A 25101-nucleotide genomic window follows, 5' to 3' on the forward strand; every position below is an offset into this window, starting at 1 on the left:
CCCCGACGCGGCCCCGGGCCCCGCCGCGCCGGCCGGTCCGCGCGGGCCGCGGCTGGACATGCGCAGCCCCGCCCACCGGGTCGAGCGCGAACTGCTCAAGCTCGCCCTCCAGCACCCGGAACTGGTCTCCCCGGCCTTCGACGCCTACGGCGAGGACGAGTTCACCGCACCGCCGTACGCCGCCGTGCGCCGCGCCATCGCCGAGGCGGGCGGTGCCGAGGCCGCCGACGCCGAGTTCCTCGTCCGGGTCCGCGACGTGGCACCGGACGACACCGTGCGCTCGCTGGTGACCGAACTCGCCGTCGAGCCGGTCCAGCACAAGGCGCCGGACGTCTACGCCGGCAAGATCCTCGTCGACGTACGCCGTCAGGCGGTCGCCCGCCGCATCGCCCAGCTCAACGCCGACCACACCCGGCTGAGCGCCCAGGGCCCGCGCGCCGACGAGGCCCAGCTCGCCGCCGTCCAGGGCGAGCTGTGGGCGCTCCAGCAGTACGGCCAGCGCCTGCGCGAACAGGGCGTCGCGGCCCTCTGAGCCGGGCGCCGACGGCCGTCCCGCCCGGGAACGGACGGGGACGCGGGCGTGACGAGGGGGTTGCCCTCCGTCACAAAAAAGCGGCGCACGACCCTCGTGGGCATGGTGTGCCGTAGGCCACACTGGGGGCGGTGCAAGAGTCCTCGGAGCGCGGACTGCCGAGCGGTGTCGATGGTGACGCCACCGGAGTGCCGCTGACGGCGAACTCCCGGACGGGCCGTGGCGAGGACGCCGCGACCGTTCCGTCGCGGCGCGTCTCCGAGTCCGTGGCTGCGCTCACCGTGGAGGTCTCTCCCGTGCACATCCAGACACTGACGCCCCTGACGGCCCCGGCCGACGACCTGCTGGAGCGCGTGCCGGAGCAGAACCACGCGGCCGTGCACCCCGAGGAACCGGCCGGCGGACCCGACGAGGCGCAGGCGCAGGCGCGTGCGGAGGCCGCGGCGGAGACGGGGTCCGACCCCGAGTCCGATGCCGACCCGGGCCCCGTACGGCGGTCCGGCGACGAGGTCTCCGGCCCGTCCGCGGACCTGTTCCGCCAGTACCTGCGCGAGATCGGCCGGATACCCCTGCTCACCGCCGAGGAGGAGGTCGAACTCGCCCGCCGGGTCGAGGCCGGCCTCTTCGCCGAGGAGAAGCTGAACGGCACTCCGGACCCCGACTCCCGGCTCGCCGTCGACCTCGACCGGCTGGTCGTGCTCGGCCGGATGGCCAAGCGCCGTCTGATCGAGGCCAACCTGCGCCTGGTCGTCTCCGTCGCCAAGCGGTACGTGGGCCGCGGCCTGACCATGCTCGACCTGGTCCAGGAGGGCAACCTCGGGCTGATCCGCGCCGTGGAGAAGTTCGACTACGCCCGCGGCTACAAGTTCTCCACCTACGCGACCTGGTGGATCCGCCAGGCCATGAGCCGGGCCCTGGCCGACCAGGCCCGCACCATCCGGGTCCCGGTCCACGTCGTGGAGCTGATCAACCGCGTCGTGCGCGTCCAGCGCCGCCTGCTGCAGGAACGTGGCTACGAGCCCTCCACCGAAGAGGTCGGCGCCCACCTGGAGATCCCCCCGGAGCGGGTGAGCGAGGTGCTGCGCCTGGCGCAGGAGCCGGTGAGCCTGCACGCCCCGGTCGGCGAGGAGGAGGACGTCGCCCTCGGTGACCTCATCGAGGACGGCGACGCCACCTCGCCCGTGGAGTCCGCCGCCTTCCTGCTGCTGCGCGAGCACCTGGAGGCGGTGCTGTCCACCCTCGGCGAGCGCGAGCGCAAGGTCGTCCAGCTGCGGTACGGCCTGGCCGACGGGCGCCCGCGCACCCTGGAGGAGATCGGCCGGATCTTCGGCGTCACCCGCGAGCGCATCCGGCAGATCGAGTCCAAGACCCTCAACAAGCTGCGCGACCACGCCTTCGCCGACCAGTTGCGCGGCTACCTGGACTGAGCACGCACGAGCCCCCGCCGGCCGGGCCGGCGGGGGCTCGCGTCGCGGCCTCGCGGCCGGTCAGTCGACCTCCGCCACCGCCTGCGCGAACTGCGCCGCGTACAGCCGGGCGTAGGCGCCGTCCTTGGTCAGCAGCTCCTCGTGGGTGCCCTGTTCGACGATGGCGCCGCTCTCCATCACCAAGATGACGTCCGCGTCGCGGATCGTGGACAGCCGGTGCGCGATGACGAAGCTGGTCCGCCCGTGGCTGAGCTGCGCCATGGCCCGCTGGATCAGCACCTCGGTACGGGTGTCGACCGAGCTGGTGGCCTCGTCGAGGACGAGGATCACCGGGTCGGACAGGAACGCCCGCGCGATGGTGATCAGCTGCTTCTCGCCGGCGCTGACGCCCGTGCCCTCGTCGTCGATGACGGTGTCGTACCCGTCCGGGAGGGTGCGGACGAAGCGGTCCGCGTGCGCGGCGCGCGCGGCCTCCTCGACCTGCTCGCGGGTCGCGCCCTCGGTGCCGTACGCGATGTTCTCCGCGATCGTGCCGCCGAACAGCCACGTGTCCTGCAGCACCATGCCGATGCCGGAGCGCAGTTCCTCCCGCGGCAGGGACGCGATGTCGGTGCCGTCGACGGTGATCCGCCCGCCGGTGACCTCGTAGAAGCGCATGAGCAGGTTGACCAGCGTGGTCTTGCCCGCGCCGGTCGGGCCGACGATGGCGACCGTGTGGCCCGGTTCGACGGTCAGCGACAGGTCCTCGATGAGCGGCTTCTCCGGCTCGTAGCGGAACGCCACGTCCTCGAAGCGGACCTCGCCGTGCTGCTCCTTGCGCAGCCCGAGCGTCTTCGGCTCGGGGCTCTGCTCCTGGGCGTCGAGCAGCTCGAAGACCCGCTCGGCGGAGGCGACCCCGGACTGCACCAGGTTGGACATGCTCGCCACCTGGGTCAGCGGCTGGCTGAACTGCCGGCTGTACTGGATGAAGGCCTGGACGTCGCCGATGGACAGCGCGCCGCTGGCCACCCGCAGCCCGCCCACGACGGCCACCAGGATGTAGTTGACGTTGCCGATGAACATCATCGCGGGCTGGATGACGCCCGAGATGAACTGCGCCCGGAAGCCCGACTGGTAGAGCGCCTCGTTCTGCTCGCGGAAGGCCTCCGCGGACTCCTCCTGGCGGCCGAAGACCTTCACCAGGGTGTGCCCGGTGTACATCTCCTCGATGTGGGCGTTGAGCTTGCCGGTGGTCCGCCACTGCTGCACGAACTGCGGCTGGGCCCGCTTGCCGACCGCCGTGGCGACGAACACCGACAGCGGCACGGTCACCAGCGCCACCAGCGCCAGCAGCCAGGAGATCGAGAACATCATCACCAGCACGCCCACGATCGACAGCAGCGCGAAGATGATCTGCCCCATCGTCTGCTGCAGCGTCTGGCCGATGTTGTCGATGTCGTTGGTGGCCCGGCTCAGCACCTCGCCGCGCGGCTGCCGGTCGAAGTACGACAGGGGCAGCCGGGCCAGCTTCGCCTCGACGTCCTGGCGCAGCCGGAACACGGTGCGCTGGATGACCGTCGTGGCCAGCCGGCCCTGGACGACCGCGAAGACCGCGGCGGCCGCGTAGATCGCGAGGGCGGTCAGCAGCACGTGGCCCACGGCGTCGAAGTCGATCCCGGCGCCCGGGGTGAAGTCGGCGGACTGCAGCAGGTCGGCGAGGGTGTTGCTGCCCTCCTGCCGCAGGTGCTCGATCGCCCCGGCCTTGTCGGTGCCCGCGGGCAGCGAACGGCCGAGGACCCCGGCGAAGATCAGGTCGGTGGCCTTGCCCAGGATCCTCGGGCCGATGACGTTGAGGGCGACGCCCAGCGTCGTGCAGGCCAGCATGGCGACGACCAGGGTGCGCTCGGGGCGCATCAGCCCCAGCAGCCGCTTGCCGGAGCCCTTGAAGTCCATGGACCGCTCGGTGGGCTGGCCGCCCATGAACCGCATCGGCCCCGCCGTGGGTGCGGGCCCCCTCCGGGGCGCGGGGACGCTCATGCCGCCTCCTGCTCGGTGAGCTGGGAGAGCACGATCTCCCGGTACGTGGGATTGCCGTCCATCAGTTCGTGGTGGGTGCCCGTGCCGACCACACGGCCCTCGTCGAGGACCACGATCCGGTCGGCGTCGCGGATGGTGCTGACCCGCTGCGCGACGATCACGACGGTCGCGTCCGCCGTCTCCCGGGCCAGCGCCCGGCGCAGCGCGGCGTCGGTGGCGTAGTCCAGCGCGGAGAAGGAGTCGTCGAAGAGGTAGACGGTGGGCTTGCGCACCAGGGCCCGCGCGATGGCGAGGCGCTGGCGCTGGCCGCCGGAGACGTTGGTGCCGCCCTGGGCGATCGGGGCGTCGAGTCCGGAGCCGCCGCCCTCCTGCGCGAGCCGCTCCACGAAGTCCCGGGCCTGCGCGATCTCCAGGGCGTGCCAGAGCTCCTCGTCGGTGGCCTCGGGGTTGCCGTAGCGCAGGTTGGAGGCGACCGTCCCGGTGAACAGGTACGGCTTCTGCGGGACCAGGGCGACCGTCTCGGCCAGGTGCGCCGCGTCCAGTTCGCGGACGTCGGTGCCGTCGATCAGCACCTGGCCGCCGGTGGCGTCGAACAGCCGCGGCACCAGACCCAGCAGGGTCGTCTTGCCGCTGCCGGTGGAGCCGATCACCGCCGTGGTCTCACCGGGCCGGGCGACCAGGTCGATGCCGCGCAGCACCTCGGCCTCGGCGCCCGGGTACGCGAAGTCCGCGGCGCGCAGCTCCAGCTCGCCGCGCCGTACCGCGAGCCGCACCGGATCGGCGGGCGGGGTGACGCTGGGGTCGGTGCCCAGCACCTCCTCGATGCGCTCGGCGCAGACCTCGGCACGCGGCACCATCATCACCATGAAGGTGGCCATCATGATCGACATGAGGATCTGCATCAGGTAGCTGATGAAGGCGGTGAGCGCGCCGATCTGCATGCCGCCGCTGTCGATCCGGTGGGCGCCGAACCACAGCACGGCCACGCTGGTGACGTTCACGACGGCCATCGCGACCGGGAACATCAGCGTCATCATCCGCCCGGCGCGCAGCGCGACGTCCGTCAGGTCGTCGTTGGCCTTGCGGAAGCGGGCCTGCTCGAAGTCGTCCTTGACGAACGCGCGGATGACCCGGATGCCGGTGATCTGCTCCCGCAGCACCCGGTTCACCGTGTCGAGCCGTTCCTGCATGGAGCGGAAGAGCGGACGCAGCTTCCGCACCAGCAGCAGCACCAGCACGCCCAGCACCGGCACCACCGCCAGCAGCAGCGAGGACAGCGGCACGTCCTGGCCGAGCGCCATGATGATGCCGCCGAAGCACATGATCGGTGCCGAGACCATCAGCGTGAAGGTCATCAGCACCAGCATCTGCACCTGCTGGACGTCATTGGTGGTCCGGGTGATCAGCGAGGGGGCGCCGAACTGCCCGACCTCGCGGGAGGAGAAGCGCTGCACCCGGTCGAAGACGGAGGCGCGGATGTCCCGGCCGACCGCCATCGAGGTGCGGGCGCCGTGGTAGACGGCGCCCACCGAGCAGGCGAGCTGGACGAGGGTCACGGCGAGCATGATGGCGCCGACCCGGAGGATGTAGCCCGTGTCCCCCTTGACGACGCCGTCGTCGATGATGTCGGCGTTGAGGGTGGGCAGGTAGAGCATGGCGAGGGTCGCCACGAGCTGCAGTACGACGAGCACGGAGACGGCACGCCTGTAGGGCAGGAGATGGGACCGCAGAAGACGGATCAGCACGACGGATGACCCTATAGTCCGATGGTTGCCGTAGGCACACGATTTACCGGCTCATGGCCGACACCGGGATCAACCCGGGAACGCCCCCGGATGCGTCTGCTCACGCACCGCGACGTACTGCTGCCGCACCGAGTGCCCGATCGGCCCGTCGTCCGGGCCCGGTTCGGCCACGGCGTAGTCCGCGGGGTGCCAGTACGGAGGCTGCTCCGGCGAGGCCGTGCCGTTCACCACCCCCAGTGACCAGGCCGCCTGCCGGGCCGCGCCCAGCGCCGCGTACTCGCCCGGCGGCGGCACGACGACCTGCGCGCCCAGCAGTGCCGGGGCCATCGACCGTACGGCGGGGAGGTCACCCGCCGGGCCCAGCAGGAAGATCCGGCGCACCTCCACCCCGCGCGCCCGCAGCACGTCCAGCGCGTCCGCCAGCCCGCACAACATCCCCTCGAACGCCGCCCGCGCCAGGTGCTCCGGCTTCATGCTCTCGCGCCGCAGCCCGTGCAGCGTCCCCGCGGTGTGCGGCAGGTCAGGTGTGCGCTCGCCCTCCAGGTACGGCAGCAGCACCAGGCCGTACGAACCCGGGGTGGAGCGCATCGCCAGCTCCGACAGCCCGGCCAGGTCGGTGCCGAGGAGCTCGGCGGTGCCGCGCAGCACCCGTACGGCGTTGCGGGTGTGGACGACCGGCAGATGGCGGCCGGTCGCGTCGGCGAAGGAGGTGATCAGGCCGGTCGGGTCGCTCAGCGCGTGGTGGTGCACCGCGAAGACCGTCCCCGCCGCGCCCAGCGACACCACCGCGTCCCCCGGGCCGACGCCCAGTCCGAGGGCGGCCGCCATGTTGTCCCCGGTACCGGCCGAGATCAGCAGCCCCTCCGGGGTCCGGCCGGCCGGCTCGGCGGGGGCCAGCACGTCGGGCAGCTGCACCGGATGGCCGAGCGCCAGCTCCACGATGTCCGTGCGCCACTGTCCGGTCGCCGCCGACCAGTAGCCCGTGCCCGAGGCGTCGCCCCGGTCCGTCGTGCGCCGCCGGGGGCGGCCCATGAGCTGCCACACCAGCCAATCGTGCGGCAGCAGCACCTGCGCGGTGCGCTGCGCCGAGGCGGGTTCGTGCCGGGCCAGCCAGCGCAGCTTGGCCACCGGGTACGCGGCCTGCGGCACCGCCCCGACCGCCTCGGCCCAGGCGCCGGGACCGCCCAGCTCCTCGGTCAGGTCGGCGGCCTGGATCTGCGCCCGCTTGTCGTTCCAGAGCAGTGCGGGCCGCACGAGCGCCCCACCGGCGTCCAGCGCCAGCATCCCGTGCTGCTGTCCGGAGACCCCGATGGCCTCCACGCCCTCGAGCATCCCGCCCTTGGCGGCCTCGCCCAGCGACAGCAGCCAGGCCTCGGGGTCGATCTCGGTCGGCGTCCCGGCGCCCTCGCCGCCCGGCAGGGGGTGCGGGGCGTGCGTCTGCCGGAGCACGGCTCCGTTTTCGGTGTCGCACACGACGACCGTCGTGCCACTGCCCGAGCTGTCGATCCCCGCCACAATCCCCATGCGGGCATCATGCCGCACCCGGCGCGTACGGCGGAAAACCGGGCACCTTCACCCGCATCCGCCCGCGCCGGACCGGCGTCGTCAGGTGTTGCTGGTGCCCCAGTCGTCCTCGACCGCCGAGCCGTTGCCGCGCACGCGGCGCAGCCGCTCCGCGACCGCCGGCGGCAGCCGGTCCCCGACCTTGGCGGTCACCGCGTCCACGGCCTTCACGGCCGCCCCGCGGCCCGCCTGGCCCGCGGACTCCACGGTGTTCCGCACCGCCGGGTTCTGCGCGATGCGCTGGGCGCTCTTGCGCAGCTGCTCGTACCGGTCGCGGCCGGCCCGCGCCCCGAGCACGTACCCGACGGCGACCCCGCTGATGAACGTCAGCCGGTAGCGCATGGCTCCACCCTCTCCTCGTCTCGGGGCTGTGCTTCGCGCCTACCCGTCGTGGCCTGCGGACAACCACGGAGATACCGGTTGGCGGAGCACCCCCCACCTTGCGCTAATGTATGTGTCGCAGCGAGCGCACGCCGTCCGGGATGCCGGAAACGGGTGCATTCGGTGCAAGCGGAGCGATCCCCTGTAGCTCAATTGGCAGAGCAGCCGGCTGTTAACCGGCAGGTTACTGGTTCGAGTCCAGTCGGGGGAGCTCGCGCTCCTCTATCCCCTGTAGCTCAATTGGCAGAGCAGCCGGCTGTTAACCGGCAGGTTACTGGTTCGAGTCCAGTCGGGGGAGCAGCGGTCAAGGACCCCCGTGGGGGTCCTTTTTCGTGTCCCCGGGAACCGATCATCCGGTGATCGCAGTCCACCAGGTGGTGCGTCTGTGACCCGCGAGGGCGACAGATCGTATGAGCAGCTATGCTGCGGCAGACGGCGTGCACGGGATGGTGACGGCACGCCGTACGGGGCGGTAGCTCAGCCGGTTAGAGCAGCGGACTCATAATCCGTCGGTCGTGGGTTCGAGTCCCACCCGCCCCACCAAGGGCCGTGGGCCCGCAGGTTCAGGACCTGCAGCGGGATAACGAACGAAGCCCCTCCGGGTCACCCGGAGGGGCTTCACTGATCGTTGGCCGGTCCGTCGAAGGGCTCGGCGACGGCCCGGATGCGGGGCGGGCGGAAGGCCGCGCGCCCGGCCGTACGGCTGTGCGGGACGCGCCCCCGGTACGCCCATTCGCTGAGGCGCACCGTCGGCGGGGACGGGCGGGTGCGGGATGCGGGTCCCGTCGTCACCCAGCCGCGTACGCTTTGCGGCACTCCTCGGCTGCCGTGAAGTACGCGTCGCGGAAGTCGCTTTGGAGGTCAGGTGGCAAGTACTCGAACGTGACCTCGCCCTGCACGATCACCGCCATCGTGTGGGAGGCCGCCGCGAGCGGGGTCCATGCCGTGTCGAGGTTTTCGGCGTGCGAAGCCTTGTTGGCGGTGGCGCTCGCCTCTGCCGCTGCGGTGTCCACGTGCACCGGCACGGTGGGGTCGGGGCCCGGCAGGTGGGCGTCCTGGCCGAAGCCCCATGATCGGCAGACGGACTGTGCTTCGCCCAGGGCTGTGGCTCTCTGCCCGGTGACGCCGTCACCGCTGGTGCACCCGGCGAGGGTGAGGGCTGTCGTTGCGGCGGCGCAGACGGCCAGTGCTGCACGCAGCCCTGATCGGCTGCGCGCGTGCGGCGCGAGGTCTGAGCTCTCGTTGGCGGCCATTCCGGCCCTCCCCGTGTGAGTGGCCTGCGCATCCTACGCGTCCGCGGAAGCGCCGTGGACGGAACGGTGACCGGGGCGCCGGGCCCGCACGGCTGCCCAACTGCCCTGGTGCGCGGTCGCGTTCGCCGGGGAGGGGCCGCGCGGGGAATCCGGCGCCGTCGGACGGCACGTCACACCGTGGACAGGTCGATCGCCCGGTCGGCGTCCGCGGGGCGCAGGACGCGGAGGATGCCCTCCAGGAGGTAGTAGTCGGCGTAGGGGACGGAGACCTCGACGCCGTCCTCGGCGGGCCGGTTGCGGGTGCAGCGGGCGACGACGGCCTGGGCGCGGGTGGAGCGGGTGGTCAGGCAGGTGCGGGACAGGGCGAGGAGCAGCTGCAGGGCGCTCTCGCGGTAGCGGGCCGTGCCGGTGGCTGCGGCGAGGTCGAGCAGGCCGCAGGCCATGACCGCGCCGGCCGAGGCGTCCTTGACGTCGTTCGGCTGCTGCGGGGCGAGGTAGTCCCAGACGGGGACGTGATCGGGCGTCAGCGCGCCGAGCGCGAAGTCCGCGAGCCTGCGGGCCGTGGCGAGGAACTCCGGGTGGCCGGTGCGGCGGAACATCGTGGTGAAGCCGTAGACGCCCCAGGCCTGGCCGCGGGACCAGCAGGAGGCGGGGCTGTAGCCCTGCACGGTGTTGGGCCCGACGGGGGCGCCGGTGGCCGGGTCGAAGTCGAAGACGTGCGGCGTGGAGCCGTCGGGCCGCAGGAAGTGGCGCTGGGTGGTCCGCGCGTGCGCGACGGCGATGTCGAGGTAGGCCGGGTCCCCGGTCTGCCGGCCGGCGAAGGCCAGGAGGTCGAGGTTCATCATCGTGTCCATGATCACCCGGCCCGCGTTGTCGGCGCTGCCGAGCGCGCCCCAGGCCCGGATGAAGCGGCCTGCCGAGTTGTACCGCCTGATCAGGGAGGACGCCGCCTGCAGGGCGCCGTCGCGCCACTTGGGGTCGCCGGTCAGGCGCCAGGCGGTCACCCAGGACGGGGAGAAGAGGAAACCGAGGTCGTGCGTGCCGGTGTCGGTGCGCCGGGGCGCCAGCCGTTCCGCGGCGGCGAGGGCCAGGGAGCGGAACTGCGGGTCGCCGCTGTGCAGCCACGCCATCCACAGCGTGCCGGGCCAGAACCCGCCGACCCAGTCGCCGTCGGCGGAGTAGGTCCACTTTTCGAACTTCGTGATGACGGGGAACGAGGTCACCCCGGGTGCCACCGCGCGCAGCTTCGCCACCGCGTAGTCCGCCGCCTCCCGCAACGTGCGGGTGGTCGCGGCCGGGTCGTCGGCGTACGCGGTGTGCGCGGGGGGTGCGGCCTGTGCCGGGGGAGCGAGCGCGGTGGTCGCCGCGGCGGCGCCGGCGGCGGTGGTCAGCAGATGGCGCCGGGAGATGCCCATGGGTGCCTGCCATTCGGAGTGGGGGGTCGCGAGGAGGCCAGGGTCAGCCTGGCATGCCTATGACAGTGCTGTACACCTACGTGGCGTGGGTTCTTGTACGTGAACGAACCGTCGTCGAGGGTGGCTGGAGGGGCGCTCTTGACGCCCCGTCGACACCGGCCTAGGTTCCGGTGGCGCGTTCACGGAGATGTGTTCCGTTCATATAGAGAGACAGAGGGAGAAGGGACATGCGCACCCCTTGGGGCCACTCCCGGCGCCGCCGCGCAGGCGTCGTCGCCGTCCTCGCGGCCCTCCTCGTCCCGCTGGCCTCCGCCGCCCCGGCCGCGGCCCGGCCGGACGGGCGCCACGGCACGGCCGGCGGGCCCACCACGGCACCGCGGACGGTCGTCCTCGACGGGAAGGACCTGGTACGGGCGAAGGCCCGGCTGCGCGCCGGCGGTCCGCGGGCCCGCCGCGCCCTGCGGGACCTCGCCGTCCAGGCCGACGCCTGGCTGGGGCAGGGCCCCTGGACGGTCGTGGACAAGGACCGCGTCCCGCCCAGCGGTGACCTGCACGACTACTTCAGCCAGGCCCCCTACTGGTGGCCCGGCGCGCCCAGGACCCCGGACAACCCCCAGGGCTGCCCGTACGTGCAACGCGACGGGGAGCGCAACCCCGAGGTCGACGGGCTCACCGACCACGACGAGCGGGGCAAGGTCTTCGAGTCGGCCTACGAGCTCTCCCTCGCCTGGTACTACACCGGAAGGCACGCCTACGCCGAGCACGCCGCCCGCATCCTGCGCACGTGGTTCGTCGACCCGGCGACACGGATGAACCCGAACCTGGGCAACGCGCAGGCCATCCCCTGCCGTTACGACGGGCGTGCCATCGGCATCATCGACTTCTCCCAGGGCTTCACCAGCCTCCTGGACGCCACCGCCGTCCTCGATCTGGGCGCACCCGGCTGGTCGGCGCGGGACCGTGACGGCATGCGGACCTGGGAGAACGGCTTCCTCGACTGGCTGGTGGACAGCGACTTCGGCAGGCAGGAGGGCGCCGCCGCCAACAACCACGGCACCTTCCACCACATGCAGGTCGCCGCGCTCGCCGCCGCCACCGGCCGCACCGCGCTCGCCCGGCGGACCGTCACCGCCGCCCGGGCCGGGCTGATCGACCCTCAGATCACCGCCGACGGCAGCCAGCCGCAGGAGCTGGCGCGCACCCGCAGCTGGCACTACTCCACCTTCAACCTGGTGGCTTTCACCCGCTCGCCGCCGTCGGCGACCACGTGGGCGTCGACCTGTGGCGCCACACGGGCCCGGGCGGCGCGTCACTGCGGCGGGCCGTCGACTTCCTGCTGCCGGCCGCCACCGGTGCCGGGCCGTGGCCCCACCCCGAGCTGGACTTCCACGCCTACGCCGCCTCCGACCTCGTCCACGCCGCCGCCGACCACGGCGACCGGCGGGCGCGCGCCGCGCTCGCGGACCTGGAGGCGCCCCCGGGCGGCGACCTGTGGGCGCTCCGGCCCGCACCGGAGCAACTGGACGGCATCACGGGCTGAACGGGGACGGCCGGGGCCCCGGTTCCCTCCGGATGCGCCATCCGGGTGACTGTGATGTGCTGGACCTGTCGATGACGGCCCGGCACCGCGATCCGGGTGCCACGGGCCCCGGCCATCCCGCCCCTCCCCAGGGGGCCGGTGATCCGCGCTCCCTCGCAGGCACCGTCGTGTGCCCGGTGCCTCGGGAGCGCCGGCACCGAACCGGCACCGACCGCACCGACCGATCCGGCCACCTGATCCGACCAGCTGATCCGAGGTGGAGTCCATGGCTCTCGCGAAGAAGCTCGCCGCAGGAACGATCGCCGCGCTCGCGACGGGGGCCCTGGTCCTCGGCGGCACCGGTACGGCGGTCGCCGACGACGGCTGCCACGCCGGGAGCGGGCAGGACGGTTCCGTCTCGCACTGCGCGCCGGGCGACTCGGGATGGTCCGCGGCGGACGTCCAGGAGGCGCTGCAGTCCTTCCTGCAGGCCCATCCGGACATCGCCGCCGACCCCCATGTGCAGGCCTTCGCCGCCCTCGCCACGCAGTGGCTGGAGGCGCATCCCGGCATGACGCAGGACCAGTTGGCGGCGGCGCTGGATCCGGTCGTCTCCTGCCTGGAGGCGGGCGGCGCACCGGAGTCCTGCGTGATGTCGCCGTCCTGACCGAAGGGCCGGACGATGCCGGACAGCCCGATGATCCTCGTGACCGGCGCCGCCGGGAGCGTGGGGGCGGTCGGGCACAGGACCGTCGAATTGCTGAGGGAACGCGGCTTCCCCGTCCGCGCCTTCGTCCACCGCGAGGACGAGCGGGCGGTGCAACTGCGGGACACCGGGGCAGAGGTGTTCGCCGGCGACCTGACCAGGACCGCGGACGTCGCGCGGGCCGCCGAGGGCTGCGGCCGGATGTACTTCGGGATGGGCGTGTCGGTGCAGTACCTGCAGGCCGCCGCGACGACGGCGGCCGTGGCCCGCGCGCACGGCGGGCTCGACGTGCTGGTCAACATGTCGCAGATGACGGTGTCCCAGATGAACCTCACCAGCACGTCCGAGTCGAAGCAGCAGTGGCAGCAGTGGCTTGCGGAGCAGGTCATGGACTGGTCGGGGGTGCCGGTCTGCCACATCCGGCCGACGGTCTTCATGGAGAACCCGCTCTTCCTCGGCCTCGGTTTCCGCTCGGTCGCCCGGGACGGCACGATCCGCCTGCCCTTCGGCGACGCGCGGACCTCGCCCGTCGCGGCCCGTGATGTCGCCGAGGTGGTCACGGCGGTGCTGGCCGACCCGGCGTCGCACGTCGGCCGGGTCCACGAGCTGACCGGGGCCGGGTCCCGGGACATGACGGCGATCGCCGACGAGTTCACCGAGGTGCTGGGGCGGAAGGTCGATTACGTCGACGTGCCATACGACGAGTGGGCCGGGGAACTGGACGCCCTGGGGCTCCCCGAGCACGTACGGCAGCACATCGCCACCATGGCCCGCCTCCACGCGGCGAACCGGTACGACCGCGCGACCGACGACGTCAGGGAGATCCTGGGCAGACCGGCCTCCGGCATACGCGAGTTGGTCGAGGAGCACCCGGAGGTGTTCGGCTGACGCCGCCGGTGGACCGCGTCGTCGGTGCTCCGTCAGCGGTCCGCGCAACAGGGCGCCGGGTTGGCCACCTCGAACGGGGCCGGACGCCCGCCCACGCCCGCACCGGGCTGGCCCCCGCGGTGAAGGCGCTCGCCATGGCGGGCGTCGTCCTCGCGGCCGCGATCGCCTACCTCGTGGCAGTCGCCCTCCTCTCGGCGGCGCTCGGTTAGGGCCTGCCGAGGCGGCCACCGCGGGCGAGGGGCCGGAGCGCCACGCTGCGGCTCTTAGGGTGGGGGCATGGCCTCCTCGACCCCGCCGAACGCCGCTCCGGACGCAACACCGCCCGGGCAGGCTCCCGTTGACCCCGCCGAGCTGATCGCCGACCCCTACGGGGCGTACGGCAGGCTCCGCGAGGCCGGTCCCGTCCACCGCGTCACCGGTACCGACGGGCGTCCCGCCTGGGTGGTCACCCGGTACGAGGACGTGCGTCAGGCGCTCGGCGACCCGCTGCTGTCCCTGGACAAGCGCAACGCCCTGCCCGGCAACTACTCGGGGTTCGCGCTGCCGCCCGCCCTCGACGCCAACCTGCTGAACATGGACCCGCCGGACCACACCCGCATCCGGCGCCTGGTGTCGCAGGCCTTCACCCCGCGCCGTGTCGCGGACCTGCGCGAGCCGGTCCGCCGTACGGCCGCCGAACTGCTGGACGCCGTGGCCCCCGACGGCCGCGCCGACCTGATCGGCGCCTATGCCGCGCCACTGCCGATCCGCGTCATCTGCGACCTGCTCGGCGTCGCCCCCGGCGACCGCCGCGACTTCCGGGGCTGGACGGACGCCCTGGTCGCCCCGGACCCGTCGCGGCCCTCCGCGGCGAAGGAGGCGGTCGCCGCCATGCTCGCGTACTTCGGGCAGCTCATCGCGCGCAAGCGCGCCCACCCCGAGGACGACCTGCTCTCCGCGATGATCGCCGCCCGTGACGACGGCGACCGGCTCAGCGAGGACGAGCTGATGTCGCTGACCTTCCTCGTCCTGTTCGCCGGGTACGAAAACACCGTGCAGCTCATCGGCAACGCCGTCCTGGCGCTGCTGACGCACCCCGGGCAACTGGCCGCCCTGCGGGCCGAGCCGGGCGGGGCCGCGGCGGCGGTCGAGGAGCTGACCCGCTGGGACGGGCCGGCGCCGCTGGCCATCCGGCGCTTCCCGCTGGAGGACGTCACCATCGGCGGCGTGACGGTCCCCGCCGGCGAGACGGTGCTGCTGTCGCTGGCCGCGGCCAACCGCGACCCCGCCCGCTTCCCCGAGCCCGATCGGCTCGACCTCGGCCGCGCCGACACCGCGCACCTCGGCCTCGGGCACGGCATCCACTACTGCCTCGGCGCTCCGCTGGCCCGGCTGGAGACCGGGATCGCGCTCACCGAGCTGCTGGCCCGCTTCCCGGGGCTCGCCCTGGACGCGGACCCCGCGCAGCTGCGGTGGCGCCCGTCGATGCGCACCCGCGGCCTGGTGGCCCTCCCGGTCCGTTTCTGACGGCGGTACAGGACGGGTCACCGGCGGGCGGCGACGGTCGCCGCCACGGCCACCGCCAGCGCGCACCCGGTGGCCGCGCCCAGGGCGGCGGGCGGTGTCACCAGGAGCACCAGGAGGCCCCCGGCCAGGGCGCCGGCCACCAGGGCGGCGACGCTCAGTGCCTGGCGTAGGGCCATCCGCCGGTCGGGCGCCGTGGCACCGGTGCCGCTGAGCAGCCCGACCAGGGTGCGGGTCATCACGGTCGTGGTCAGGCCCGCGACGCCGACGCGTCCGGCCATCGCGTTCTGGATGCCCATCGCCACCGCGCAGACCACCACCAGCACGCGCCGCGGCCCGTCCAGCGCATGCAGGGCCGTGGCCGAGGCCAGCAGCGCGGTCTCGCACACCGCGGCCACGCCCACCAGCGCGATCGGGCGGGTCAGCCGGGCCAGAGCCGCCCGGCAGAAGAGGATGCCCACGGCGAAGCCGCCAAGGGCCACCAGCGAGGTGACGACGGAGAACTGGGGCGCCCCGGCCAGGCCGAGGCTGACGAAGACCAGGTTGCCCGTCATGTTCGCCACGAAGACATGGCCCAGGCTGAGGATGCTCACGGCGTCGACCAGCCCGCTGAGCACGGTGAGGACGAGCAGCAGCACGGTCAGCAGGCGCTGCCGGTCCCCTTCCGGGCCACCGCTCATGTCCAGCCGCCTTCCACAGGGGTTCGCCGCCGCTCCTGGTCAGGATGCACCGGGCCGGGCCCCGGAGCAGACTTGTGCGTGTCCCGCCCCGACCCGGGCGCGCCCCCGAACCGAAGGAGCGTGGTGATGGCGGAACCGCTGCCGCAGCCGGTGCTCAGCCCTCTCACCACGTCCGCGATCTTCCTGGTCGTGACGGTCGACCCCGGCGGGGAGACCACCGTCCGCGATCTGCTGGAGGACCTGTCCGGGCTGCAGCGCTCGGTCGGCTTCGGCACCCCGGACGGGCGGCTGAGCTGTGTCGCCGGGGTGGGGTCGAACGTGTGGGGCCGCCTCTTCGGCGGGCCGCGCCCCGCCGGACTGCACCCCTTCGCCGAGCTGACCGGGCCCCGCCACCAGGCGCCCGCCACCCCGGGCGACCTGCTCTTCCACATCCGGGCCACCCGGCTGGACCTGTGCTTCGCCCTGGCCTCGCTGGTCATGGACCGGCTGCGCGGCCATGTCACGGTCCGTGACGAGGTGCACGGCTTCAAGTACCTCGACGTCCGCGACCTGCTGGGGTTCGTCGACGGCACGGAGAACCCGGTGGGCCCCGAGGCGACCGAGGCGGTCCTGACCGGCGACGAGGACCCGGACTTCCGTTGCGGCAGCTACGTGATCGTGCAGAAGTACGTCCACGACCTCGACGCCTGGAACGCCCTGCCCGTGGAGGCGCAGGAGCGGGTGATCGGCCGCAGCAAGCTGGGCAACATCGAGATGGACGACGACGTCAAGCCCGCCGACTCCCACGTCGCCCTGACCACGATCGTCGAAGCGGACGGCACCGAGCGGCAGATCCTCCGCGACAACATGCCCTTCGGCCGGGTGGGCTCCGCCGAGTTCGGGACGTACTTCATCGGCTACGCGCGGACGCCCGAGGTCACCGAGCGGATGCTGCGCAACATGTTCCTCGGCGACGGGCAGGCGAGCCACGACCGGATCCTGGACTTCTCCCGGGCCGTGACCGGCACGCTGTTCTTCGTGCCCTCCGCCGACTTCCTGGACGACCTTCCCGATCCGCCCGCCGTCGCGGCCGCCCCGGCCGCGAAGTCGCTGGGGATCGGCGACCTGAGGAAGACCGTCACGTCATGAACAACCTGCACCGGGAACTCGCCCCGATCTCCGAAGCCGCCTGGGACGACCTGGAGGAGGAGGCGCGGCGCACCTTCAAGCGCCATGTCGCCGCCCGCCGCATCGTCGACGTGCCCGAGGCCGCCGGCCCCGAGTTCGCCGGGGTGAACACCGGCCACCTCGACCCGGTCGAGGCGCCCCACGAGGACGTCCTCGCCCGGGTGCGCCGCGCGCAGCCGGTCGTCGAGCTGCGCGTGCCCTTCACGGTCGCCCGCAGCGAGGTCGACATCGTCGAGCGCGGTGCCCAGGACGCGGACTGGCAGCCCGTGAAGGACGCCGCCCGGCGCATCGCGTTCACCGAGGACCGGGCGGTCTTCGAGGGGTACGCGGCGGCCGGCATCGCCGGCATCCGCGCGAGCGCCTCGAACCCGCCGCTGAGCCTCCCCGCGGACGTGCGCGACTACCCCAACGCCGTCAGCCAGGCCATCTCGGCGCTCCGCCTCGCCGGCGTCGGCGGCCCGTACACGCTCGCGCTGAGCGCCGACGCGTACACCGCCGTCAACGAGACCTCCCACTACGGCTACCCGATCCACGCCCACCTGGCCCGGCTCCTCGACGGGGAGATCGTGTGGGCGCCCGCCATCGACGGGGCGTTCCTGCTCTCCACCCGCGGCGGCGACTTCGAGCTGCGCATCGGCCAGGACGTGTCCATCGGCTACCTGTCGCACGACGACACCAGCGTGCGGCTGTACTTCCAGGAGACCCTCACCTTCCTGGTGCACACGGCGGAGGCGGCGGTCGCGCTCACGGCCGCGTGACGGATGACGGGTGACGGGCGCCCGGTACGGGTATTCGCCCGTTATGACCGGAAAACACAGGAAGACATCGCTCTGGCCGCACCGTTCCGAGGTAAGGACCGGCGGGCCCGCCCGCCACGCCGCCTCGGCGGGCGGGGACGACGGCGGTCGCGAGCCCGTCCCCGAGGACCTCCCGCCCGCCCACGCCCCCGTGGTGCCCGGCACCCACGTGGACGGCACGGAGGCGCCCCACCACCGCGCGTGAGAGCGGGCCGCACCGAGAGCGGGCGCACCGGACGCAGCCGCCTCGTGCCCCGTCCGCCGGCAGGGGAGCGGCGCGCGGGGAGCATGGGACGGGGGAGGAGGCGGAGGTCCCGCACGCCCGCGTCGACCGGCGCCGGAAGCGCCGCTGACGGGCCCTCACGAAGTGTGCCCCCGTACGGGTGGAGCGGGCCGCGAGGGCGTGACACGTTCCGTCACCGCGGGGACCGATTGTGTGATTATTCGGCCCGCTCGGTTGGAGGTAGTGCCCCCATGACCTCAGTGACGGAACGTCAGTCCGGCCATCCCGCGGCGGAGGTGCGGACCCGATGACGATGCACACCGAGAACGAGATCGTCATCGACGCGCCCCTGCGGTACGTGTGGCTGCGGACCAACGACGTCGCCGGCTGGCCCACCCTGTTCAGCGAGTACGCCGAGGCCGAGATCATCTCCCAGGAGGGCGACACCACCCGCTTCCGCCTGACCATGCACCCCGACGAGAAGGGCCGCGTCTGGTCCTGGGTGTCCGAGCGCACCGCCGACCCGGCCACCCGTACCGTGCGGGCCCGGCGGCTGGAGACCGGGCCGTTCGAGTTCATGAACATCTACTGGCAGTACGAGGAACTCGGCCCGGAGAGCACCCGCATGCGCTGGCTGCAGGACTTCCGGATGAAGGTGGACGCGCCCGTCGACGACGAGGGCATGCGGCAACGCATCAACAGCAACTCCCGCGTCCAGATGCAGCTCGTCAAGGACCGGCTGGAGTCCCGCCGGATCCGTCCCGTCGGCACCCTGGACACCCACGCGGACACCCGCCGCGGCGGCGACATCCGCACCCTGCTGACCACCACCTCGGTCGGCACGACGGACGGGTTCTGCGGCATGGTCACCGTCGGTCCGGGCGAGGCCGTCGCCGAGCACTACCACCCGTACTCGCAGGAGCAACTGGTCGTCGTCGAGGGCGAGGTGCGGGTGGACCTCGACGGCTGCCCGCGCAGCGTCGCCGCCAACGAGGCCCTGCTCGTCCCGCGCGGGGTCCGCCACCGGCTGGTGAACACCTCCGACGCGGTGGCCCGCGCCGTCTTCTTCCTGGCCCCGCTCGCGCCGCGTCCGGAACTGGGGCACGTCGACACCGAGACCCGCGAGGAAGCCGCCGCCATCGCCCGCGCCGCCACCGCGACGGGGCCGGCGACGGAGGGCCCGGCGCCGGGCCGCGAACTGGTCGACCGGTGACCGCAGGCCGTACCGCGCGCAGGGTGGTGGTGACGGGCGTCGGAGCCGTCGCCGCCGGCGGCGTCGGGCGGGAGGCGTTCTGGGAGCGGATCGTCGGGGGCAGGCCGGCGATCCGCCGGATCACCCGCTTCGACCCCTCGCGGTACCGCTCGCGGATCGCCGCCGAAGCCGACTTCGACCCCCTCGCGGCCGGGCTCACCCCCCGGGAGATACGCCGCAACGGCCGGTTCGCCCAGTTCGCGCTCGCCGCGGCCGCCGAGGCGCTCGCCGACAGCGGGCTGCGCACGGAAGCCGAGGACACCGACCGCATCGGGGTCTGCCTCGGCACCGCCGTCGGCGCCACCGTCACCCTGGAGGACGAGTACGTGGTCGCCAGCGACGGCGGCCGCCACTGGGAGGTCAGCCCGGACCACGGCATGCCCTTCCTCCACCGGGCGATGCACCCCTCCTCGGCCGCCGCCGAACTCTCGCTGCGGCATGGTCTGCACGGTCCGTCCTCGGTCGTCTCCACCGGCTGCACCTCCGGCGTCGACGCGATCGGCTGCGCCTTCCGCACGCTGAGCGACGGCGAGGCCGACGTCATGCTGGCGGGCGCGGGCGAGGCGCCCATCTCCCCGGTCACGGTGGCCTGCTTCGACGCGATCCGCGCCACCACCGCCTTCACCGGCGACCCTGAGCGCACGCCGGCGCCCTTCGACGCCCGGCGCGACGGCTTCGTCCTCGGCGAGGGCGGCGCCGTGCTCGTCCTGGAGGAACTGGAGCACGCCCGTGCCCGGGGCGCGTCCGTCTACTGCGAGGTGCGCGGCTGGGACAACCGCACCGGCGCCTACCACATGACCGGTCTGCGCCCCGACGGCTACGACCTGAGCGAGGCGGTCATCTCCGCCATGTCGGAGGCCGGCATCGCCCCCGAAGAGCTCGACTGGATCAGCGCCCACGGCTCCGGCACGGTGCAGAACGACCGCTACGAGACCGCCGCGTACAAGCGCGCCCTCGGCGAGCACGCGCGCAAGGTCCCGGTCAGCTCCGTCAAGTCCGTCATCGGCCACTGCCTCGGCGCGGCGGGCGCCCTGGAGATGGCCGCCTGCGCCCTCGCCGTCCGGCGGGGGGTGATCCCGCCGACCGCCAACCTCCTGCGGCCCGACCCGCAGTGCGACCTCGACTACACCCCGGTCCTCGCCCGCGAACGGCGGGTGCGGCACGCACTGTCGGTGGCCTGCGGGCTCGGCGGTCTCCAGTCGGCGATGGTCTTCTCGGCCCTGGAGCCGGACCCTGAACGGGAGGCGGAGGCATGACCACACGCGCGGTCATCAGCGGACTCGGGGTCGTCGCCCCCACCGGCGTCGGCGCCCGCCCCTACTGGCGGGCCACCGTCGCCGGGCGCAACGGCATCCGGCCGATCGGCAGGCCCGACGCGAGCCGCTCCCCGGTCGTGCTGGCCGGGGAGGTCACCGGGTTCGACGCCGCCCGCTGGATCGACGACACCCTGCGCGCCGAGACCGACCGCTGGACCTGGTTCGCCCTGGCCGCGGCCGAGATGGCGCTGGCCGACGCGGCGCTGCGGCCCGCCGACCACCCCCCGTTCCACCTGTCGGTGGTCACCTCCAGCGGCTCCGGCGGCAACGAGTCCGGCCAGCGGGAGACCCACGCCCTGTGGGCACGGCAGCCCGGCCAGGCCGGCGCCCACCAGTCCATCGCCTGGTTCCACGCGGCCGGCGCCGCCCAGATCTCCATCCGGCACGGGCTGACCGGCGGCTGCGGCGTCGTCGCCGCGGACGGCGCGGGCGGCCTGGACGCGCTCAAGCACGCCTGGCGGCGGCTGCGGCGCGGCGGCAAGGCCGTGATCGTCGGCGGCACCGAGGCGCCGCTGTCGCCCTTCGCGCTCGCCTGCCAGTCCACCCTGCCCACGGTGCACCGCGGCGCCGACCCCGAACGGGCCTACCTGCCCTTCAGCCCGTACGCCTCGGGGTTCGTCCCCGGCGAGGGCGGTGCCCTGATGGTCCTGGAGGAGAAGGCGCACGCCGCCGAGCGCGGGGTGCGCGGTTACGCCGAACTGCTCGGCCACGCCGCCACGCACGACGCGCACCACCACACGGCGCCCGCGCCCGACGGCGTCCAGCTGGCCCGGGCCGTCACCACGGCGCTCGAGCAGGCCGGGCGTGCTCCCGGGGACGTGGACGTGGTCTTCGCCGACGGCGCCGGCGACCCGGCCGGGGACGCGGCCGAGGCGGCGGCGCTCCAGCGGGTCTTCGGCGACCGGCTGGCGGAGCTACCGGTGACGGTGCCCAAGGCGGGCGTCGGCCGGCTGACCTCCGGCGCCGGCGCGCTGGACGCGGTGACCGCCGCCCTCGCCCTGCGCACCGGCGTGATCCCGCCCACCCGGGGCGGCGACGCGAGGGCCGCCCGCGAGCGGTACGACGTCCGCCTGGTCACCCGCTGGACACGGCCGGAACGGCTGACGACGGCCGTGGTGCTCGCCCGCGGCACCGGCGGGTTCAACAGCGCCGTCGTCCTCGGGTCGTTGGTCGCGGACTCCTCGTATTAGCGGCGTGCCCTACGGCCTGGGAGTGAAAGAGGGAAAACCTGGAGCAATGACCGTCACGTCCACCCGGCGGGGGGCGTTGCTCCTGATGTCGGCGTCCGGAGGACGTCGTTGAACTCCCAGAGGAGAAACTCCCCATGCTGAAGAAGGCTCTTGCCTGCGCTTCTCTCGCCGTCGCGGCCACCGGCGCCGTCGTCCCCGCCGCCGTGGCCTCCGACACCTCGGGTGGGAACTACTCGCAGAACGTCAACCTGATCCCGCACCCCTGCCTGGACGTGAAGCGCATCTACGCCCTCAACCCCCTCGCCGTCGACCTGCTGACCGAGACCAGCGGCCAGCAGTGCAACGAGAAGTCGAAGGTCGTCGACGGGCACAAGTCCGCGCTGTCCGACCTGATCGACGCCGGGGCCTACCAGAACTGAGGGACCGGGTACACGAAGGGCCCGGCCCCACGGAACTCCGTGGGGCCGGGCCCTTCTCCCGTGCGCGCCGGCACGCACGAGCGGCGGCCGCCCCCGTACGCCGGGGACGGCCGCCGTGGATCCCGCCCGGATCAGTTCTGGTACGCGCCGACGTCGGCGAGGTCGGACAGTGCCGACTTGTGCGCGTCCACCACGCTGGACTTCTCGTTGCACTGCTGGCCGCTGGTCTCGGTCAGCGCGTCGAGCGCGACAGGGTTGAGGGCGTAGACCCGCTTCACGTCCAGGCAGAGGTGCGGCAGGACGTTGACGTTCTGCGAGTAGTTCCCGCCGTGGACGTCGGAGGCCTGTGCGGTCGGCGCGAGGGCCGCGGCGCTGCCCGCGGCGGCCACCGCGAGAGTGGCGCAGGCGAGTGCCTTCTTCAGCATGTTGCGAAGCTCCAGAATGAGGTGCGGACGGATGGCGGGGCGCCCGGGGGCGGGCGCTGCCGTCAGACGTTGAAGCAGGCGTTGCCGGCTGTGGGGTTCAGCAGCGCGCCGGCGTTGATGCCGTTGCCGCAGACGTTGACCGGGATGTTGACCGGGATCTGGATGACGTTGCCGCTGAGCACACCCGGGGAGCCGATGGCCGCACCCTCGGCCGAGGCACCGCCGCGGTCGTAGTGGCCGTCCTTGCCGCCGTCGCTTGCGAGGGCGCCGCCCGCACTGCCCATCACCGCGACACCGGCCGCGACGGTCAGCACTGCGGCCTTCGAGAGACGCTTCACGAGCTCTTCCTTTCCTTGGTCACTGACGTGCGGTCTGGTCAACGACGCGCAAGGCGGGGCGGATGCGGAGCGTCACCCGAACAGCCGCCGGAACAAGGCGTCCAGGATGGTCAGCTGATAACCAGAAACCTGGGGGGTCGTCAGATTTGCTACCGGTCAAGGAGCTCCGCAGATGCGAATTTCCTTGCGACGGACCGCCTCCGCCGCCCTGATAACTGCTCTTCCCGCCCTCGCCCTGACGGCGCCCCTCCCGAGCGCGGCGGAACCACGGCCCGGTCCTCCCGGAGCGATCCCGGACCAGTACGTCGTGACCCTGGACGACGGCACCGCGCCGCGGACCGTCCTGGACGGTCTGGGCGTCGAGCCGCTCTTCACCTACCGGCACGCGCTTTCCGGCTTCGCCGCCCGGCTCACACCGGCCCAGGCGCAGCGGGTACGCGCCGCGCCCGGCGTCGACCAGGTGGAGCAGGACGCGGTGGTCGCCATCCCGCTCGGCGAGGACGCCCCCGCCGACACCGACCTGGAGCCCCCCTACCCGGGCGACGTCCCGGGCGAGCCGTCCGGCCCCGTCGACTTCCCCGGCCCCGGCCCGCAACAGGAGGGGCCGCAGCAGGCTCCTGGCGAGGGAGTACCCCTGCCAGCGGGACCGGACGGGCAGTCACCCGGGCAGTCACCCGGGCAGTCGCCTGAGCAGTCCCCCGACCAGGCGATGCCGCAACCGGCCGGGCCGGACCAGTCGGCTCCGGACCAGTCGGCTCCGGACCAGGCGGTGCCCTACCAGGCGGTGCCCTACCAGGCGGAGCCGGAACCGGCTGGGCCCGAGCAGTCGGTGCCCGAACAGGCCGCTCCCGAGCAGTCCGCACCGGACCCCGCGGCGCCGGGGCAGTCCGTTTCCCCGGTGCCCGGGACCAAGCCGGTCCAGGTCCCGCAGGCCCCACCCGGCCCCGCCTCGCCCTCGGCCCCCGTACCGGACTCCTCCGGACCGCGGGCGACGGGAGTGCGCAGCCTGGGCGGCTTCACGCCCTGGGGCCTGACCCGGATCAACAACCGGGCCCTCGGGGGCACCGGTTTCTCGGTGCGGTCCACCGGGGCCAAGGTCACCTCGTACATCGTCGACAGCGGCATCGAGTTCTCCCACCCGGACTTCGGCGGTCGTGCCGTGCCCGGGTACGACGCGATCGGCGACGGCCTGGACGGCGGGGACTGCAACGGCCACGGCACCCACGTGGCGGGCGTCGTCGGCGGCACCTACACCGGTGTCGCCCGCAAGACGACGCTGGTGTCGGTGCGGGTCTTCCCGTGCGTCGGGCGCACGTCGACCTCCGCCGTCATCGCGGGCGTCGACTGGGTGGCCGGGAACGCGAAGAAGCCCGCCGTGGCGAACCTGTCGCTCTCCGGGCGCTGGTCGCCGGCGGTCAACCGGGCCGTCGAGGGCCTGGCGGCGGCCGGGGTGTTCCCGGTGGCCGCGGCCGGGAACGACAACCTCAACGCGTGCTTCGTCTCCCCGGCCAGCTCGCGGACGGCCTTCACGGTCGGGGCGATCGACCAGGAGGACCGCCGTGCCTGGTTCAGCAACTGGGGCACGTGCGTCGACATCCACGCACCGGGCATGGGCATCCTGTCGGCGTACCTCAACGGCAGCTTCCGCGACATGGACGGCACGTCGATGGCCGCCCCGCACGTCACCGGGATCGCCGCCCTGTACAAGGACACCCACGGGGACGCGTCCTTCACGGCGCTCAGCCAGTGGCTGACCGGTCACGCCCTGCGCAACGTGCCCATCGACGGCGGTTACGGCACCGCGCGGCTGACGGCCTACACGAACGGCCTGTGACATGGCGGGGCCGCCGGAGGACGTGACCTCCGGCGGCCCCGGCAGGTGTGACGGTTCGCGTCAGCCGTTGATGCAGACGTTGCCCGCGACCGGGTTGAGCAGGCCGATCGCGTTCAGGCCGTTGCCGCAGACGTTGATCGGGACGTTGATCGGCACCTGGATGACGTTGCCGCTCAGGATGCCGGGGGAGCCGGCGGCGATGGCACGGGCGTTGGCACCGCTGCGGCGGTTGCCGTAGCCGTAGCCGTCGAAGCCGTAGCCCTTGCCGTAACCCTTGCCGTAGCCGTGGCTGCCGCCCTTGCCGCCGCCGTCGTAGCCGCTCGCGAGGGCGGTGGTGGCGGAACCGAGGACGAGGGCACCGGTGGCGACCGTCAGGGCGACAGCCTTGGAGAAACGCTTCACTTCTGATCCTTTCGGACTGGAGGGGACCAAAGGTCGTGATCTGACCAACGACCCGATTTGTCCATGGATGCGCATGATCACCCGAATAGTCGTACCGGATTCGGATAGCA

Annotated in this window: 24 protein-coding genes, 3 tRNA genes and 1 pseudogene; 18 read left to right on the forward strand and 10 right to left on the reverse strand. The window is 73.2% G+C overall.

Annotation, left to right across the window (positions count from 1 at the left end; all coding sequences use genetic code 11):
- Positions 1-532 (forward strand): DNA primase (gene dnaG, locus PV410_RS02520; RefSeq protein ID WP_500322002.1); only part of this gene is annotated, 532 nt, incomplete at its 5' end.
- 131 nt (positions 533-663) lie between these two features.
- The gene (locus PV410_RS02525) at positions 664-1959 is read left to right on the forward strand and encodes an RNA polymerase sigma factor (RefSeq protein WP_499511771.1); all 1296 of its coding nucleotides are present in this window, start codon (positions 664-666) and stop codon (positions 1957-1959) included.
- Between the two features lie 60 nt (positions 1960-2019).
- On the opposite strand, the gene PV410_RS02530 is transcribed toward PV410_RS02525, so the two are convergent.
- From PV410_RS02530 to PV410_RS02545, 4 genes are all read right to left on the reverse strand, one after another.
- Positions 2020-3975 carry an ABC transporter ATP-binding protein gene (locus PV410_RS02530; RefSeq protein ID WP_500322003.1) on the reverse strand — a complete coding sequence of 652 codons (1956 nt, stop codon included), beginning with the start codon at positions 3973-3975 and terminating at the stop codon, positions 2020-2022.
- The gene (locus PV410_RS02535) at positions 3972-5720 is read right to left on the reverse strand and encodes an ABC transporter ATP-binding protein (protein WP_500322004.1); all 1749 of its coding nucleotides are present in this window, start codon (positions 5718-5720) and stop codon (positions 3972-3974) included. Before PV410_RS02535 ends, PV410_RS02530 begins: the two co-directional genes overlap by 4 nt.
- 69 nt (positions 5721-5789) lie before the next feature.
- Complete coding sequence (locus tag PV410_RS02540) at positions 5790-7244, reverse strand: FGGY family carbohydrate kinase (RefSeq protein ID WP_500322005.1); 1455 nt, start codon at positions 7242-7244, stop codon at positions 5790-5792.
- A gap of 81 nt (positions 7245-7325) precedes the next feature.
- Positions 7326-7625 (reverse strand): YtxH domain-containing protein, encoded by a 300-nt coding sequence (locus PV410_RS02545; RefSeq protein WP_361798890.1) that lies wholly within the window; start codon positions 7623-7625, stop codon positions 7326-7328.
- 177 nt (positions 7626-7802) lie between these two features.
- Between PV410_RS02545 and PV410_RS02550 the strand changes: the two genes are divergently transcribed.
- From PV410_RS02550 to PV410_RS02560, 3 genes are all read left to right on the forward strand, one after another.
- Positions 7803-7875 (forward strand) — tRNA-Asn (locus PV410_RS02550).
- A 14-nt stretch (positions 7876-7889) separates the two neighbouring features.
- A tRNA-Asn gene (locus PV410_RS02555) sits at positions 7890-7962 on the forward strand.
- Positions 7963-8130: 168 nt separating this feature from the next.
- A tRNA-Ile gene (locus PV410_RS02560) sits at positions 8131-8207 on the forward strand.
- Between the two features lie 245 nt (positions 8208-8452).
- On the opposite strand, the gene PV410_RS02565 is transcribed toward PV410_RS02560, so the two are convergent.
- A complete protein-coding gene (locus tag PV410_RS02565; RefSeq protein ID WP_500322007.1) occupies positions 8453-8917 on the reverse strand; it encodes a hypothetical protein in 465 nt (154 codons plus the stop codon).
- 170 nt (positions 8918-9087) lie between these two features.
- Positions 9088-10332: a glycoside hydrolase family 88 protein gene (locus tag PV410_RS02570; protein ID WP_500322008.1), complete on the reverse strand. Its 1245-nt coding sequence runs from the start codon at positions 10330-10332 to the stop codon at positions 9088-9090.
- A 227-nt stretch (positions 10333-10559) separates the two neighbouring features.
- Here PV410_RS02570 and PV410_RS02575 point away from each other — a divergent pair.
- From PV410_RS02575 to PV410_RS02595, 5 genes and pseudogenes are all read left to right on the forward strand, one after another.
- A pseudogene (locus tag PV410_RS02575) lies at positions 10560-11872 on the forward strand (alginate lyase family protein).
- A 265-nt stretch (positions 11873-12137) separates the two neighbouring features.
- Positions 12138-12518, forward strand: a complete 381-nt coding sequence (locus PV410_RS02580; protein ID WP_500322009.1) for a hypothetical protein — start codon at positions 12138-12140, stop codon at positions 12516-12518.
- Between the two features lie 15 nt (positions 12519-12533).
- Entirely contained in the window at positions 12534-13445 is a 912-nt protein-coding gene (locus PV410_RS02585) for an NmrA family NAD(P)-binding protein (protein WP_500322010.1), read from the forward strand.
- Between the two features lie 8 nt (positions 13446-13453).
- Positions 13454-13654: a hypothetical protein gene (locus tag PV410_RS02590; protein WP_500322011.1), complete on the forward strand. Its 201-nt coding sequence runs from the start codon at positions 13454-13456 to the stop codon at positions 13652-13654.
- Between the two features lie 67 nt (positions 13655-13721).
- The gene (locus PV410_RS02595) at positions 13722-14951 is read left to right on the forward strand and encodes a cytochrome P450 family protein (RefSeq protein ID WP_500322013.1); all 1230 of its coding nucleotides are present in this window, start codon (positions 13722-13724) and stop codon (positions 14949-14951) included.
- Positions 14952-14968: 17 nt separating this feature from the next.
- Here the strand turns inward: PV410_RS02595 and PV410_RS02600 are convergent, their stop codons facing one another.
- The gene (locus PV410_RS02600; protein WP_500322014.1) at positions 14969-15628 is read right to left on the reverse strand and encodes a YoaK family protein; all 660 of its coding nucleotides are present in this window, start codon (positions 15626-15628) and stop codon (positions 14969-14971) included.
- A 126-nt stretch (positions 15629-15754) separates the two neighbouring features.
- Between PV410_RS02600 and PV410_RS02605 the strand changes: the two genes are divergently transcribed.
- The 7 genes from PV410_RS02605 (at position 15755) to PV410_RS02635 (ending at position 21992) form a co-directional block, all read left to right on the forward strand.
- Positions 15755-16756, forward strand: coding sequence for a Dyp-type peroxidase (locus tag PV410_RS02605; RefSeq protein ID WP_500322016.1), 1002 nt, complete (start codon positions 15755-15757; stop codon positions 16754-16756).
- Positions 16753-17553 carry a family 1 encapsulin nanocompartment shell protein gene (locus tag PV410_RS02610; protein WP_500322018.1) on the forward strand — a complete coding sequence of 267 codons (801 nt, stop codon included), beginning with the start codon at positions 16753-16755 and terminating at the stop codon, positions 17551-17553. Before PV410_RS02605 ends, PV410_RS02610 begins: the two co-directional genes overlap by 4 nt.
- A gap of 43 nt (positions 17554-17596) precedes the next feature.
- The gene (locus PV410_RS02615) at positions 17597-17797 is read left to right on the forward strand and encodes a hypothetical protein (RefSeq protein WP_500322019.1); all 201 of its coding nucleotides are present in this window, start codon (positions 17597-17599) and stop codon (positions 17795-17797) included.
- Between the two features lie 325 nt (positions 17798-18122).
- Positions 18123-19028 (forward strand): cupin domain-containing protein, encoded by a 906-nt coding sequence (locus PV410_RS02620; RefSeq protein ID WP_499511754.1) that lies wholly within the window; start codon positions 18123-18125, stop codon positions 19026-19028.
- The gene (locus tag PV410_RS02625; RefSeq protein ID WP_500322021.1) at positions 19025-20323 is read left to right on the forward strand and encodes a beta-ketoacyl-[acyl-carrier-protein] synthase family protein; all 1299 of its coding nucleotides are present in this window, start codon (positions 19025-19027) and stop codon (positions 20321-20323) included. Before PV410_RS02620 ends, PV410_RS02625 begins: the two co-directional genes overlap by 4 nt.
- A complete protein-coding gene (locus PV410_RS02630) occupies positions 20320-21573 on the forward strand; it encodes a beta-ketoacyl synthase N-terminal-like domain-containing protein (RefSeq protein WP_500322022.1) in 1254 nt (417 codons plus the stop codon). The genes PV410_RS02625 and PV410_RS02630 overlap by 4 nt, the downstream gene beginning before the upstream one ends.
- Positions 21574-21707: 134 nt before the next feature.
- A complete protein-coding gene (locus PV410_RS02635) occupies positions 21708-21992 on the forward strand; it encodes a hypothetical protein (protein WP_499511751.1) in 285 nt (94 codons plus the stop codon).
- Positions 21993-22123: 131 nt separating this feature from the next.
- Here the strand turns inward: PV410_RS02635 and PV410_RS02640 are convergent, their stop codons facing one another.
- Together PV410_RS02640 and PV410_RS02645 are read right to left on the reverse strand one after the other, a co-directional pair.
- Entirely contained in the window at positions 22124-22417 is a 294-nt protein-coding gene (locus tag PV410_RS02640) for a hypothetical protein (RefSeq protein ID WP_500322023.1), read from the reverse strand.
- Positions 22418-22479: 62 nt separating this feature from the next.
- Positions 22480-22755 carry a chaplin gene (locus PV410_RS02645; RefSeq protein WP_500322025.1) on the reverse strand — a complete coding sequence of 92 codons (276 nt, stop codon included), beginning with the start codon at positions 22753-22755 and terminating at the stop codon, positions 22480-22482.
- A gap of 307 nt (positions 22756-23062) precedes the next feature.
- Here PV410_RS02645 and PV410_RS02650 point away from each other — a divergent pair, with 307 nt between their 5' ends.
- Entirely contained in the window at positions 23063-24589 is a 1527-nt protein-coding gene (locus tag PV410_RS02650; RefSeq protein WP_500322027.1) for a S8 family peptidase, read from the forward strand.
- 60 nt (positions 24590-24649) lie between these two features.
- On the opposite strand, the gene PV410_RS02655 is transcribed toward PV410_RS02650, so the two are convergent.
- Positions 24650-24991 carry a chaplin gene (locus tag PV410_RS02655; protein WP_499511747.1) on the reverse strand — a complete coding sequence of 114 codons (342 nt, stop codon included), beginning with the start codon at positions 24989-24991 and terminating at the stop codon, positions 24650-24652.
- Positions 24992-25101: the final 110 nt, after the last annotated feature.

It is taken from the genome of Streptomyces sp. PA03-5A (genome assembly GCF_033792725.1).
Lineage (GTDB): Bacteria > Actinomycetota > Actinomycetes > Streptomycetales > Streptomycetaceae > Actinacidiphila.

Coding starts and splice junctions, on each gene's coding strand:
- PV410_RS02530 (WP_500322003.1), bottom strand. CDS start 3,975: ATGAGCGTCCCCGCGCCCCGGAGGGGGCCCGCACCCACGGCGGGGCCG.
- PV410_RS02540 (WP_500322005.1), bottom strand. CDS start 7,244: ATGGGGATTGTGGCGGGGATCGACAGCTCGGGCAGTGGCACGACGGTC.
- PV410_RS02545 (WP_361798890.1), bottom strand. CDS start 7,625: ATGCGCTACCGGCTGACGTTCATCAGCGGGGTCGCCGTCGGGTACGTG.
- PV410_RS02565 (WP_500322007.1), bottom strand. CDS start 8,917: ATGGCCGCCAACGAGAGCTCAGACCTCGCGCCGCACGCGCGCAGCCGA.
- PV410_RS02570 (WP_500322008.1), bottom strand. CDS start 10,332: ATGGGCATCTCCCGGCGCCATCTGCTGACCACCGCCGCCGGCGCCGCC.
- PV410_RS02580 (WP_500322009.1), top strand. CDS start 12,138: ATGGCTCTCGCGAAGAAGCTCGCCGCAGGAACGATCGCCGCGCTCGCG.
- PV410_RS02585 (WP_500322010.1), top strand. CDS start 12,534: ATGCCGGACAGCCCGATGATCCTCGTGACCGGCGCCGCCGGGAGCGTG.
- PV410_RS02595 (WP_500322013.1), top strand. CDS start 13,722: ATGGCCTCCTCGACCCCGCCGAACGCCGCTCCGGACGCAACACCGCCC.
- PV410_RS02600 (WP_500322014.1), bottom strand. CDS start 15,628: ATGAGCGGTGGCCCGGAAGGGGACCGGCAGCGCCTGCTGACCGTGCTG.
- PV410_RS02605 (WP_500322016.1), top strand. CDS start 15,755: ATGGCGGAACCGCTGCCGCAGCCGGTGCTCAGCCCTCTCACCACGTCC.
- PV410_RS02610 (WP_500322018.1), top strand. CDS start 16,753: ATGAACAACCTGCACCGGGAACTCGCCCCGATCTCCGAAGCCGCCTGG.
- PV410_RS02615 (WP_500322019.1), top strand. CDS start 17,597: ATGACCGGAAAACACAGGAAGACATCGCTCTGGCCGCACCGTTCCGAG.
- PV410_RS02620 (WP_499511754.1), top strand. CDS start 18,123: ATGACGATGCACACCGAGAACGAGATCGTCATCGACGCGCCCCTGCGG.
- PV410_RS02630 (WP_500322022.1), top strand. CDS start 20,320: ATGACCACACGCGCGGTCATCAGCGGACTCGGGGTCGTCGCCCCCACC.
- PV410_RS02635 (WP_499511751.1), top strand. CDS start 21,708: ATGCTGAAGAAGGCTCTTGCCTGCGCTTCTCTCGCCGTCGCGGCCACC.
- PV410_RS02640 (WP_500322023.1), bottom strand. CDS start 22,417: ATGCTGAAGAAGGCACTCGCCTGCGCCACTCTCGCGGTGGCCGCCGCG.